The 13,328-nt window shown below is 66.0% G+C and carries 11 protein-coding genes; 10 read left to right on the top strand and 1 reads right to left on the bottom strand.

From position 1 onward, the window contains the following. Positions 1-147: 147 nt before the first annotated feature. The 4 genes from ACQPZ2_RS17135 to ACQPZ2_RS17150 all read left to right on the top strand — a co-directional run bounded on the left by ACQPZ2_RS17135 (position 148) and on the right by ACQPZ2_RS17150 (position 4,326). Complete coding sequence (locus ACQPZ2_RS17135) at positions 148-1,107, top strand: acyl-ACP desaturase (protein WP_433526452.1); 960 nt, start codon at positions 148-150, stop codon at positions 1,105-1,107. 105 nt (positions 1,108-1,212) lie between these two features. Next, complete coding sequence (locus ACQPZ2_RS17140) at positions 1,213-2,163, top strand: hypothetical protein (protein ID WP_433526453.1); 951 nt, start codon at positions 1,213-1,215, stop codon at positions 2,161-2,163. A 227-nt stretch (positions 2,164-2,390) separates the two neighbouring features. After that, a complete protein-coding gene (locus ACQPZ2_RS17145; RefSeq protein ID WP_433527447.1) occupies positions 2,391-3,641 on the top strand; it encodes an adenylosuccinate synthetase in 1,251 nt (416 codons plus the stop codon). Between the two features lie 58 nt (positions 3,642-3,699). Beyond that, positions 3,700-4,326 carry an NUDIX hydrolase gene (locus ACQPZ2_RS17150; protein ID WP_433526454.1) on the top strand — a complete coding sequence of 209 codons (627 nt, stop codon included), beginning with the start codon at positions 3,700-3,702 and terminating at the stop codon, positions 4,324-4,326. A 9-nt stretch (positions 4,327-4,335) separates the two neighbouring features. Here ACQPZ2_RS17150 and ACQPZ2_RS17155 read toward each other — a convergent pair whose 3' ends face one another. Further along, a complete protein-coding gene (locus ACQPZ2_RS17155) occupies positions 4,336-5,091 on the bottom strand; it encodes a metallophosphoesterase family protein (protein WP_433526455.1) in 756 nt (251 codons plus the stop codon). Between the two features lie 179 nt (positions 5,092-5,270). Between ACQPZ2_RS17155 and ACQPZ2_RS17160 the strand changes: the two genes are divergently transcribed. From ACQPZ2_RS17160 to ACQPZ2_RS17185, 6 genes are all read left to right on the top strand, one after another. Continuing rightward, positions 5,271-6,242: an alkaline phosphatase family protein gene (locus ACQPZ2_RS17160; RefSeq protein WP_433526456.1), complete on the top strand. Its 972-nt coding sequence runs from the start codon at positions 5,271-5,273 to the stop codon at positions 6,240-6,242. A 193-nt stretch (positions 6,243-6,435) separates the two neighbouring features. Continuing rightward, the gene (locus tag ACQPZ2_RS17165; protein WP_433526457.1) at positions 6,436-8,841 is read left to right on the top strand and encodes a RelA/SpoT family protein; all 2,406 of its coding nucleotides are present in this window, start codon (positions 6,436-6,438) and stop codon (positions 8,839-8,841) included. A gap of 330 nt (positions 8,842-9,171) precedes the next feature. Continuing rightward, positions 9,172-10,800, top strand: a complete 1,629-nt coding sequence (locus ACQPZ2_RS17170) for a cutinase family protein (RefSeq protein WP_433526458.1) — start codon at positions 9,172-9,174, stop codon at positions 10,798-10,800. A 51-nt stretch (positions 10,801-10,851) separates the two neighbouring features. Then, entirely contained in the window at positions 10,852-11,787 is a 936-nt protein-coding gene (locus tag ACQPZ2_RS17175; protein ID WP_433526459.1) for a hypothetical protein, read from the top strand. A 19-nt stretch (positions 11,788-11,806) separates the two neighbouring features. Next, entirely contained in the window at positions 11,807-12,682 is an 876-nt protein-coding gene (locus ACQPZ2_RS17180; RefSeq protein ID WP_433526460.1) for a MinD/ParA family ATP-binding protein, read from the top strand. Beyond that, positions 12,679-13,320, top strand: coding sequence for a hypothetical protein (locus ACQPZ2_RS17185; protein ID WP_063043703.1), 642 nt, complete (start codon positions 12,679-12,681; stop codon positions 13,318-13,320). The genes ACQPZ2_RS17180 and ACQPZ2_RS17185 overlap by 4 nt, the downstream gene beginning before the upstream one ends. The last annotated feature ends 8 nt before the right edge of the window (positions 13,321-13,328 follow it).

Genomic DNA, 13,328 nt, shown 5'->3' on the forward strand with positions numbered 1-13,328 from the left:
GGCGATACCGTGTCGGCCCGTCTTCGCGATAACCAGTAGTGAGCCGTCGTGTCTCCGGCGAAACGAATTCGCCGCAGGGGATTTCGGCGGCGCGGCAATCGGGGCACTCTGGAAGAGAGCCCCTGATCCGATGACAGGAATCCGATCGTGACACGTACCTTGACACAGCTGGAGCTACTGACCGAACTCGAACCCGTTGCCGAACAAAATCTCAACCGTCACCTATCGATGGCCAAGAACTGGCACCCGCACGACTACGTGCCGTGGGACCAAGGCCGCAACTTCGCCGAGATGGGCGGAATCGATTGGGAACCAGCGCAGTCCCAGTTGAGTGAACTGGCCAAAGCCGCGATGGTCACCAATCTGCTGACCGAGGACAATCTGCCGTCCTATCACCGACTGATCGCCGAGTCCTTCTCCCAGGACGGCGCCTGGGGCACCTGGGTGGGGCGGTGGACCGCCGAGGAGAACCGGCACGGGACGGTCATGCGTGACTATCTCGTCGTCACCCGCGGGGTGGACCCGGTAGCGCTGGAACATGCGCGGATGGTCTGTATGACGGCCGGGGTGCAGCACCCGACCGGGGTGGACGACAACGGATTCCTACCCGGTGTCGCCTACGTGACTTTCCAGGAACTGGCGACCAGGGTCAGCCATCGCAATACCGGCCGGGTCTGCAACGACGCGACTGCCGACCGGATGCTGCAGCGCATTTCCGCCGACGAGAACCTGCACATGGTCTTCTACCGCAACCTCTGCGGTGCAGCCATAGATCTGGCTCCCGACCAAGCGCTGGTAGCGATCTCCGCGATCATCCGCAACTTCCGAATGCCGGGTGCGGGCATGCCGAACTGGCGTCGCAACAGCGTGCTGATGGCCAAACACGGCATCTACGATCTGCGCCAGCACCTCGAGGAGGTCGTCACACCGGTGCTGCGCAAGTGGAATGTCTTCGAGCGCAATGACTTCGGGGCCCGCGGCGAACAAGCGCGCGAGGAACTCGGCTTATTCCTCGAGCAGCTCGGCAAAGATGTGCTCAAGTTCGAGGAGCAGCGCGACCGGGCACTGGCACGCGAGGCGCGCAAGCGCGAGTGGCAGGACGCCTGAGCCGATCCCGCTGGATCGATGATCTTGGTCGCGACCAGCGGACTCTTGACGAGCCGAGTTTTAGTCTAATACACTAAAACAAGGCTCACGAGAGGATGTGATGACATGGGATACGGACATTGGGACGACACCGCCTACCGCGCGGCCAAGACCTTCCGTGCCAGTCGAGGTCTGGACGACTTCGGATATACCGCGGAGATGCAGGGGCAGCCGTATTCGGATTGGCGGGCGCATCCCGCGCTCGAACCGCTCGGCGTCACCATGCGTGAATGCCGGGATTCGGCCGAGCACGGCAACTCGCTGCCGATCGCGGTGCTGTTCGACGTCACCGGATCGATGGGGAGGGTGCCGCGGATCATGCAGGACAAGCTCGGCAAATTGCACGGTCTGCTGCGGCGCAAGGGCTATGCGGAGGATCCGCAGATCATGTTCGGCGCCATCGGCGACGCCGATACCGACCGCGTGCCGCTGCAGGTCGGGCAGTTCGAATCCGACAATCGGATGGACGAGCAGTTGCGCAATATCCTGCTGGAGGGCGGCGGCGGCGGACAGAAGTCCGAAAGTTATGAACTGGCCGCGTATTTCATGGCCACCCATGTCGCGACGGACGCATGGGAGCGGCGCGGTAAGCGCGGCTACCTGTTCATCATCGGTGACGAGTTGAACAAGGCGAAGTTGGCGGGGCGGCATATCCGGGGCGTCATCGGCGATCATGTGCGCACCGATATCGAGGTCGCATCGATCTATCGGGAACTGGCCCAGCGCTGGCACGTGTACTACATCCTGCCGAACCAGTCGAACTACTTCGACGATCCCGAGATCGCCGAACACTGGCGGGGGTTGCTCGGCCAGAACTTCATGAAGCTCGACGATCCCGCCGCGGTCTGCGAGCTCATCGCACTCACCATCGGGCTGGAGGAGGACCGCATCGACGTGCATGCCGGACTCGCGGATCTGCGTGATGTGGGGTCGATGGCAGAGGCCGACTCGGTCGGAAAGGCGTTGGGCGTCAAGGCGGGACCGAGTCTTCGTGCCCTGTCGCGGGGGCAGAGCTGAATCCGGCAAGTGGTGGAGTGCTGCCGCCCCGATGTGGTGTTCGGCCCCGGACGGCTATCGCGCGGGCACGCTGCTGATCCGCAGCGCAGAGAGCCTGTGGCCGACGTCGCAGTGGCACGCGGATGGCGGTGCACAGGGCCCAATCGTGGTGCGCAGGGTCCGCGGCGGCTCGGGCCGAATGTCTGCGCTTTCGAACGCATCAATGGAAAGGCAAGGGGTGAGAGGTGATTCCGTCGCACATTATCGTGCTCGACCTGGGGTTCGGGGATGCGGGGAAGGGGGCGACCGTCGATTGGCTGTGCGCACCGGAAACGGGGCTGGACGTATCGGCGGTCGTGCGCTTCAACGGCGGTGCGCAGGCCGCGCACAATGTCATCGCCGACGGTCGCCATCACACCTACGCGCAGTTCGGATCCGGAACCTTTTCCCGTGTGCCGACGCTGCTCTCGCGGCACATGCTGGTCGAGCCGATCGCGCTGGCGAATGAATCGCGGCAGCTTGCGGCACTCGGTGTGCGGGATCCGCTGTCGCTCTTGCGGATCGACGGCCGCGCATTGCTCACGACCCCGATCCACATCGCCGCCAACCGTGCGCGCGAGGATGCGAGGGGTTCCTCGCGGCACGGTTCCTGTGGTCGTGGCATCGGCGAAACAGCAAGTTACGCACTCGAATACGATGCGCCGACCGTCTCGGACTGCCTGCGCCCCGACGTGCTGTATGCCAAGCTGCAGGCGATGGCGGCACACTACGGGCCACTGATCGCGCCGAGCGCGCACCGATACGAAGCGATTCGCGATCTGGTCGACATGTACCGGGAATTCGCCACTGCCGTGCGCATCGTCGACGGCACCGAACTCGCCCGCCTGGCGCAACGCGGCCGCCTGATTTTCGAAGGCGCACAAGGCGTTCTCCTCGACGAATGGCGCGGCTTCCATCCGCACACCACCTGGTCCACCGTCGAACCGCGCAACGCACGCGCCCTGCTCGCCGAAATCGACGCCCCCGCTTACACACTCGGCGTCACCCGCACCTACATGACCCGCCACGGTGCGGGACCGTTCCCCACTCGAGACCGCACCATGACGATCCCCGAACCGCACAACACCACCGGCCCCTACCAGGGCCATTTCCGATGCGGCCACCTCGACCCCATCCTGCTCCGCTACGCCATCGAGGTCTCCGGCGGCATCGACGGCCTCGCCCTCACGCACCTGGACGCACTCGGAACCGGCTACGCCGCAACGGGATACGCGACTTCGCGCGGGGTAATCGACCGCATCGAACCAGGCCGCTGGCAAGACCTGGACCACCAACGCGACCTCACCGCCCTGCTGACCACGGCCGATCCGTTGCTGACAGCCGTGCCGGCCGACCCGGTGCCCTGGCTGGAATGTCAACTCGGTACCCCGATAGTCCTCACCGCAGACGGCCCGGACCGTCGCAACCGGATCCCGACCGGGGTCGTCGCCGCTGCCTAGAACTTCGTTGGTGTGCCACTCGGTCGAAGCCGGACGGGGTGCGGCAGGATGGGGTGGCGTGGAGCAATCCGTGGTTTCGGTTGATGTGGTGGCATTGCGGTTCTGGGCCGACGATGCCGGGGTGACCGTGGGTATCGCGCCGCGGGAGACGGAGCCGTTCACCGGGCAGCTGGCGCTGCCGGGGGTGCTGCTCGGGCGAGGGGAGCGGTTGGTCGCGGCGGCGCGGCGTGCGGTGCACACCAAGTTGGGCGTGCCGGAAGCGGCGATCGGGGCGGTCGGGCAGTTGGTGACCTTCGACGAACCCAATCGCGACCCGCGCGGGCCGACGCTGTCGATTGCCATGTGGGCGGTGGTCGGGCCGCATGACGGGCCCGCGCAATGGGTTTCGTTCGATGCGGTGCCCGAATTGGCCTTCGACCACAATCGCATCGTCGATGCCGCTCGCGGCCTGCTGGCCCGTCTGCTCTGGAAGGATATGGCGTTCACGAGAGCGCTGACCGGTGACGAATTCCCGGCGACCCGCGCGGTGGAACTCAGCTCCTCCGTTCTCGGCGCCCGCCCCGACCCGGCGAACCTGAACCGCACCCTGGCCGCCATCTCCGGCCTGGAACGCACCACCGAACGCCGCCGCGTCAAAGCCACCGGCCGCCCCGCCGCCGTCTGGGCCTTCACCCCCGGCGAATAACGCACCGCACTACACTTCGTAAACCGCGTATGTGCGTCCGAGCACCGGATAGGACACATTCCGCACCGGCACCCCACCCGCGGTGCGTCCGAATTCCGTGCCTCCGTGCGCGTGTCCATGAATAGCCAGCACCGCACCGCCCGCGTCCACGGCCGTACCTAGATCGTGACAGCCCAGCCCCGGGTAGATCTTCGGCGGTTCACCCACCAGCGTGTCGATGATCGGCGCGAAATGCGTCAGGGCGATACGTGTTTCGCAATCCAGCGAATCCAGCGCCTGACGCAGCCGCAGTGCGTCGAGCGGTCCGCGCCGCATCCGGGCACGGTGCTCTGCGCTGCCTTCGTCGGGTGTGCCCGGGTACTCGGGAAACCCACCGCTGCCACCCATCACCCCGGCGATTCCGACCTGCCGCCCGCGCAGCTCGAGCGTGATCGCATCGCCGTCGAGCACATGCACGCCGAGTGCGGTGAGCATGGCCGCGATGCGGTACCCGAGCCTCCGATCGTGATCGTGATTGCCGAGCACCACGACCACCGGCATCGCGAGTCCGGCGATCTCGGCGCACAGCAGATCCGTTTCGTGCGGCCCACCGCCCTCGGTGAGATCGCCGCCGAGCAGCAGTACATCGGCGTCCAGTCGTAGGAAGTCAGGGCGGAAACGTCCTGCGACGGCATCGCGCATATGCAGATCCGCGACGGCGGCGATCCGAAGGAGTGCAGCGGGGGACATGGCGGTCAGCCAGCCACACGCTGGACGGCGTGTCAACTGGCTTCCGCTGTTCACCTCACCGATACGCACCTGTGAGCAGTATGAATAGCTATTGGCTATCGCGAGTTCAATGGCTGTTCAGCAAGGCGACCGGCGATGGCCAGACCGATGAAACGTCCATGAACACTCACTCGGTGCGCTACCGAAAGGCACTGTCGTACCGGATCGTTCGGGATATGAGCGCGCGAACCGCAGCCACCACGCCCCTCGCACGCAGGCAGCTTTTCTCCGGCGCCGTTGCCATCGCGGCGGTCTCGACCGTCCTCGCCACCGGGCGTGCGCAGGCCGCCTCCCAGGCCGACAAGGTGGTCCTCATCGGACTCGACGGCACGATGTACCGCAAGATCGAAGAGGTGCGGGCGCCGAACCTGTTGCGGCTCAGCGCCGAAGGCACCCTCGGCCGCGGCTCCATCGCCCCGCACATATCCATTTCCGGCCCGTCCTGGGCCACCGTGCTCACCGGCGTCTGGGGCAGCAAACACGGCATCACCGACAACAACTTCGACGCCACCCCGTTCGCGAAATATCCGACGGTCTTCACCCGCCTCGAACGCCACGATCCGACCCTGAAGACCCAGTCCATCGCCACCTGGGATCAGATCGCCACCATGACGGCCAGCGGCGATCCGCGCGCCGACGTCGTCATCTCCACCCCACTCGTCCCCGATGACGACAATGAAAGCGCCACCGACGCCGCCACCACCGACAGCGTGGTCACCGCCATCACCAAATACGCCCCCGACTTCCTCTTCACCCACCTCGACCAGGTCGACCGCGCCGGCCACCAGCACGGCGGCGCGTCCAGCGAGTACCGCGACGCCGTCACCCGCATCGACGCCCTCGTCGGCCGCATAGTCGCCGCCGTGGACGCTCGCGCTCGCGCCAACCCCGCCGAACGCTGGACCGTCCTGGTCACCACCGACCACGGCCACCGGCCCAAGGGCGGCCACGGCGGCCAAACCCCCGACGAGACAAGCAGTTTCGTCATCGCCCGCGGCCCGAACTTCCTTGCGGGCGCGACCAGTTCCAGCTTCTCGCTGGTCGATATCACCCCCACCGTGCTGGATATATTCCACGCCCCGCTCGACCCGGACTTCGACGGACAATCGCGCATCCGCCAGCCCGTTGAACCTTTTACCAGCCGATAGGGCACCTTTCGCACGCTCCGCTCGTTGTCGCCGCATACGATCGCCAGCGCCGCAATTCACCCGCATAACCGGGGCATTTCCGACTCGGCAACCTCGGATCGGGCAGGTGACCTGCGCGCGGACTAAAGTTGTGGTCTGGGCGGTTGCAGCGGTCGGATACTGTGGTCCGATCGCGGCGTGGAGAGGTGGTGGCATGACTCAGCATCTGGGCGAGGCGAATGTCGAGCAATCGGCAGGTGCCCCGCAGTCGAATGGTGCGGCCGCCTCGGATGTGACCACGCCGAAACCGCAGCTGAACGGCGGCACCGCACCGGCGCGTCAGCCCGGGACCACGGCCGCGGTCCCGACCTCCGCCTCGCGGCGGGTGCGCGCCCGCCTGGCCAGGCGCATGACCGGCCAGCGTGGTATCGCGGCGGTCAAACCGGTGCTCGAACCACTGGCCAGCGTGCACCGCGAGCTGTATCCGAAGGCGAATCTCACGCTGTTGCAGCGCGCCTTCGACGTCGCCGACGAGCGGCACGCCCACCAGTTCCGCAAGTCCGGCGATCCCTACATCACCCACCCGCTCGCGGTCGCCAATATCCTCGCCGAACTCGGCATGGACACCACCACACTGGTCGCGGCGCTGCTGCACGACACCGTGGAGGACACCGGCTACTCGCTCGAGCAGTTGACCGAGGACTTCGGCGCCGAGGTCGCGCATCTGGTCGACGGCGTCACCAAACTCGACAAGGTCAACCTGGGCGCCGCCGCCGAGGCCGAGACCATCCGCAAGATGATCATCGCGATGGCGCGCGACCCGCGCGTGCTGGTGATCAAGGTGGCCGACCGCCTGCACAACATGCGCACCATGCGCTTCCTGCCGCCGGAGAAGCAGGCGAAGAAGGCCAAGGAAACCCTCGAGGTGATCGCGCCGCTGGCGCACCGCCTCGGGATGGCCACCGTCAAATGGGAACTCGAGGACCTCGCGTTCGCGATTCTGCACCCGAAGAAGTACGACGAGATCGTGCGCCTGGTCGCCGACCGCGCACCCTCGCGCGACACCTACCTGGCGAGGGTGCGGGCGGAGATCGTGAATACGCTTGCGGCATCGCGGATCAACGCGATCGTCGAGGGTCGCCCCAAGCACTACTGGTCGATCTACCAGAAGATGATCGTCAAGGGTAAGGACTTCGACGACATCCATGACCTTGTCGGCATCCGCATCCTGTGCGATGAGGTGCGCGACTGCTATGCGGCGGTCGGTGTCGTGCATTCGCTGTGGCAGCCGATGGCGGGCCGGTTCAAGGACTACATCGCCCAGCCGCGCTATGGCGTCTACCAGTCGCTGCACACCACGGTCGTCGGGCCCGACGGTAAGCCGCTGGAAGTGCAGATCCGCACTCAGGACATGCACCGCACCGCCGAATTCGGCATCGCCGCGCACTGGCGCTACAAGGAGACCCGCGGCAAGCATTCCAACGACTCCACCGAAGTCGACGATATGGCGTGGATGCGTCAACTGCTCGATTGGCAGCGGGAGGCCGCCGACCCAGCCGAATTCCTGGAGTCGTTGCGCTTCGACCTGAAGTCGCCGGAGATCTTCGTGTTCACCCCGAAGGGTGATGTGATCACGTTGCCGCAGAAGTCGACTCCGGTCGATTTCGCGTACGCCGTGCATACCGAGGTCGGGCACCGCTGCATCGGCGCGCGGGTCAACGGCCGGTTGGTCGCACTGGAACGTCAGCTCGAAAATGGTGAGGTCGTCGAGGTATTCACCTCGAAGGCGCAGAACGCGGGACCCAGCCGCGACTGGCAGAACTTCGTGGTTTCTCCGCGCGCCAAGGCCAAGATCCGGCAGTGGTTCGCCAAGGAACGCCGCGAAGAGGCCCTGGAAAGCGGTAAGGAGCAGATCTCCAAGGAGGTCCGCCGCGTAGGGCTGCCGCTGCAGCGGTTGATGAGCGTGGACGCGATGACCGCCGTCGCGCACGAACTGCATTACACCGACATCTCCACCCTCTACACCGCCGTCGGCGAGCACCAGGTATCCGCGCACCACGTCGTGCAGCGGTTGATGGCGCAACTCGGCGGCATCGGTGATGTCGAGAACGAGCTCGCCGAGCGTTCCACCCCGTCGACGACGCCGAGCCGCCAGCGCGTGACCGGTGATGCTGGGGTGCTGATCCCCGGCGCGTCGGGCACGGTGGCGAAGCTGGCCAAGTGCTGCACCCCGGTTCCCGGTGACGAGATCATGGGCTTCGTGACCCGCGGCGGCGCGGTCAGCGTGCATCGCACCGACTGCACCAACGCCGGTTCCCTGCGCGAACAGGCCGAGCGCATCATCGATGTGGAGTGGGCGCCGTCGCCGTCCTCGGTGTTCCTGGTCGCCATCCAGATCGAGGCACTCGACCGCACCCGACTGCTGTCGGATGTGACCAAGGTGCTCGCCGATGAGAAGGTGAATATCCTGTCCGCCTCGGTCGCCACGCACGGCGACCGGGTCGCGATCAGCAAGTTCACCTTCGAGATGGGCGATCCGAAACACCTCGGCCACTTGCTGAATGTGGTTCGCAATGTGGAGGGCGTCTACGACGTCTACCGGGTGACCTCGGCCACCTAGGCCGCACCCCGTCAACCTCGCTGGACACAGCCGGCGTACCCGCATGGAAAGTTGCGGTTGCCTGCCCGTGTGGTTCGTTGTTCGCTGGAATGCGAAGTCCAGGTTGATGATTCGAATGCCCACGGGGTCGCCGACCGGTTGCAGGGCGAATTCCGCCGTCGGAAACTTGTCGGGTAATCCAGGATGGCACGCCGTGAACTGTCATGCGGCACTCGGCGGTTCGCGCAAACTTTTCGTCGAAGCCGCAGCAAGAGTCGGAATCTGTTACGGTCTATTGCGTTTCATGGCGTTTAGGTTAGCTGCGGCAACACGAATTGATTGCGGATCGCTATGATGAACTACACGGCACGGATCTCGGGAATGCTGATCGCATTCGCCGTTGCTGTGGCGACCGCAGGGACCGCCGTAGCGGAACCGTCCGATTCCGCAGGCCCGCCGACGAACATCGCCATCGGTACGTGTCCGGCACTGTACGCCTTGGGAATTCAGGGCACAGGCGAATCGTCACCGGATGCCGCGCCGACCACCGACACCGGCATGCTCTCCACGGTCTTCATGCCGATGCTGGCCAAGGCCGATCCCAGTCTGGTCGACCGTGCCTATGTCCCATACGAATCCGGTTTCGGCGGCGTGACCGCCGGTGGCACGGTGTCGTATGCGGAGTCGGTGATCGGCGGACTGCTCCGGTTGCGCTCGATGGCCCAGGATGTCGCGGCCCGCTGCACCGAGACCCGGTTCGCGATCGTAGGCTATTCGCAAGGCGCGCACGTGGCCTCGATGTTCGCCCAGGAGGTCGGCCAGCGCCATGGCGTAATCCCGCCCGAGAAGGTCGCCGCGGTCGCCTTGTTCGCCGATCCGACCCGCAATCCCGGTGCGCCGCTATTTCCCGGCTCACCGGGCAAGGCGACGCCGGATCCGGCACCAGGCACATCGGGGGACCGGATCGCAGCCATCGCGGCCCTGCCGCAGCAGCCCGCGAGTGGCGGCGGAATCGGGCCGGAACGTGATAAGGCCCCCAATTTCGCCGCGCTCACCGGGCGTGTCGCGAGTTTCTGTGCCGCAGGCGATCTCGCGTGCGATGCACCGGAGGGCGCGCCGATTCTGAAGGCAGTGGCGTCTATTGCGGGCCAGTCCAAGTTGAGTGGTGGCGACCCGATCGCGTCACTGGTGTCGATTTCCCAGGCGCTGGCATACACGTCGATCAAAACCGCCACCAAAGTCGTCAATGAGGATGTCCAGGGCAACTCACTGGCGAATTTGTCGATTTCGCCGCAGAAGTCGATTTCGCAGCGCGTGGCCGATGCCGCTGATCCGCGCACACCGCTGAATATCCCTGCGGCACTGCGGGCATTGCTGAAGGTCGGCATGATCGGACTGAACGCGGTTGTGGCAGTGGTCGAATCGGTCATCAGCTCGGCACATATCAGCCAACTGGCCACCGCGGGTTTGACCGATCCGGTCTCCGGAATCCTGCTGTTCGGCACGAAATTGCTGGGCGCGATTCCGCAGTTGGTGCCGCCCACGACCGGTGCCCGACTGGTAACTCAGGCCTTCGACGCGGTTGTACAGAACATCACCGATAACAGCGAACTGCTCAATGTGACGACCTGGGTGCGCTATTGGGATACGGTGCAGCGCCACGGCGCCTACAGCACCGCGGCGGTCACCGCGACCGGTGATTCGCCCACCCGATTCGTCGCGGACTGGTTCGCCGCGGCGGCACACGATCTGGCCGATAAATATGGCAGCGGAGCTGTGCCTATCGGTGGCAGCAGGAAATCGACCACCGGATTCTTCGGAGAAAGTTCCGGCGCGTCGACTACGCCGAATTCGTCCGGTACGGGACAATTTCCGTTCGGGACAGGAGCCGATGGCACCTCATCCGGCGGCGCGACGTCGACTCCGCCCACCGTAGTACCCGGCACCGTAAACAACACCTACCCGTTCTCCACGAACTGATCGCAGAGAGGGTCCGATTATGCATGTGCCTCGCTCTGCGGGAATGGGGGAATGTTGAAGTCGTACAAACAGCTGTCGCGCTGGTACGGCGCGCTGGAGCCGGAGACGGGGGTAGCGGCCCCGAACCCCGACGAGCCGGGATTGCGGGATCCCGGTGACGAGGACGGTGCGCCCCGGTTTCCGCACTACATTCGCGAGGACGATCCCGACGAGGTGCGCGCACGCAACGAGGTGCCCGCCGATCTGGCCTCCGGTCGCAGCGAGTTCACCGGTGGGTGGTCGGATTGGGTGGCCGGACGCGCCCCCGGTCCCGACGACGACTACATCGGTCCGCGCGATGGCGAACTTGTACAGTTCCCGTGGCCGGAGGACGACGACCACGACCACGTTCCGCGCGAACGGTCGACGCGCGCGACGCGCGCACTGCGCCAAGAGGCGCGCGATCATCCGGCCGCGCGGCGGGCCCGGGTGATCGCGGTGCTCGTCGTGGCCGTGCTGCTGTTGGCCGCGGCCGCCGCGGGCGCGGTGTTGCTCCTGCGCTCGTCCGGTGATCGCGCCGCCGCGCCGGTCGTGCCCTCGATGCAATTCACCGCGGGCAGTGTGCAATCCCGTGGCATCGCCGACTGCCCGACCGAACGCGGCGACCGCATCGTGCGCAGTGCCGAACCAGGCGGCACCGACTCCGGACCGGAAGTGATCCTGGCGTTCCAATACGCCTACTACGTGGAACGCTCCGGCGAGCGGGTCCGGGCGGTGGTCGCCCCGGAATCGAATATCTCCTCGGCCGCGGTGATCCAGCACGGCATCGACACCATTCCGCTGGGCACCACGCACTGCGTGCGGATCCAGACGATCACCGACGACCGGTATTCGGTCGAGGTCACCGAGTATCGACCCGGCGGCGCGCCCGCCACGTACAACAAGCAGACCGTCACCACGGTGGTGGTCGACGGCCGGACGCTCATCACGAGCGTCTCGGCCGGATGAATAGGGAGAGCTGATAGCGATGGGAGACGACTGGAGCCGCTGGCTCGACGAAGCGCCCGATGCGGGTGATCCGTCGGACCGGCACGCGCCTTCGAAGGCTCCGGTGGTGCGTCTGCGGCGTAAGGGCGGAGACAGTGAATCCGCGGAACCGGCGCAGCGTTCGATTCTGGTGGTCGGTGGCTGCGGTGGTGCGGGAACCACTACCACGGCCTTGGGCTTGGCCGGTGAACTCGGCTCGACGGGCACCTCGACGGTGGCCGTGGACGCCACGGCGGCGGGCAGCGATCTGGCGCTGCGCGGGGCCGATGAGCATTTGCATCCGATCAGCCTGCAATCGTGGTTGTACGGGCGCGGCAACGATGAACCGGCGCCGTTGAAGGAGTGTCTGTCGCAGGCGAGTTCGGGTATCGGACTGCTCTGGCGCGATGCCGCGCCCCTGCGTCGGCGTGCCACATATCTCACAGTTGCGCGCGCGATCTATGACGCCGGGTACACCGCTGTCTACGACGGCGGCAACCCGATTGCCGGACGGCAGCTGCGACCCTTGCTGGACGACGCGGATGTCGCTCTGGTACTTGCCATTCCGGCGCGCGCCGATGCCGCGAACCGGCTGCGGGTGACCCTGGAATGGCTCGACGACCAGTTCGGCGATTCGGCCGGGGGACAGGGCGGCGGCATCGTCGGAGATACCACGATCGTTGTCTCACACCAGCTCCCCGGCGCGGACTCACATGTTGCCGACCATTTGCGCGAGCACCTTTCCGGCTGGGTTCGCGATATCAGGGAGATTCCCTACGATCCACATCTGGCGCGCGGTGAACTCGTTCGCCACGCATCGCTGGCTTCGGAGACGCGCCGGGCTTATGGGCGGCTGCTCGCCGGAGTGGCATCATGACGGCCGCCATGAAACTTCGTCGCCAGTCCGAAGCCGCCCAGGCCGGTGTGGTCGCCCCACCGGAGTCCCGTCGCGCGCCCATTTGGGACCGTCCCGTACCCGGCGTCGGCCGGGCGCCGCTGTGGTGGCTGCTAGGTGTGCACGGCGGTGCCGGAGCCAGTAGCCTCGCGCGTGTGCTTGCGCCCGCGGCGGATTCGGGCCGCCGCTGGCCCGGCGTCTTCGACCGCGAATCGCCATTCGTCGTCTTGGTGGCCCGCGAGACCATTGCTGGACTCACTCGTGCGCATGATCTTCTGCGCCAACATCATTCGGGTTTCGCCGGCTCCTGTGAGGTGCTCGGACTGATCACCGTCGCGGCCCGCCCCGGGCGCATGCCCGCCGAAATCCGCCGCTACCGCGATGTGGTCGGCTCCCTGGCCGGTCAGGTCTGGCAGGTCCCGTGGTACGAGGAATGGACCCTCGTCGAACCGGAGAGTCTGCCGATCTGGACCCCGGGCGACGAGATACCGCAGAAGAAGAAAAGGATCGACCCGCTCGAGGAAGTTCCGCTCGAGATCCGGGAGCTCGGGGCCGATATCGTTGCGGTCGTGCGTGAAAACCTGGACAGCAGTGCATCTTTCGACGAGGGCCACCGTTGACCGCCACT

The organism is Nocardia pseudovaccinii, from assembly GCF_050942345.1.
GTDB classification, from domain to species: Bacteria; Actinomycetota; Actinomycetes; order Mycobacteriales; family Mycobacteriaceae; genus Nocardia; species Nocardia pseudovaccinii.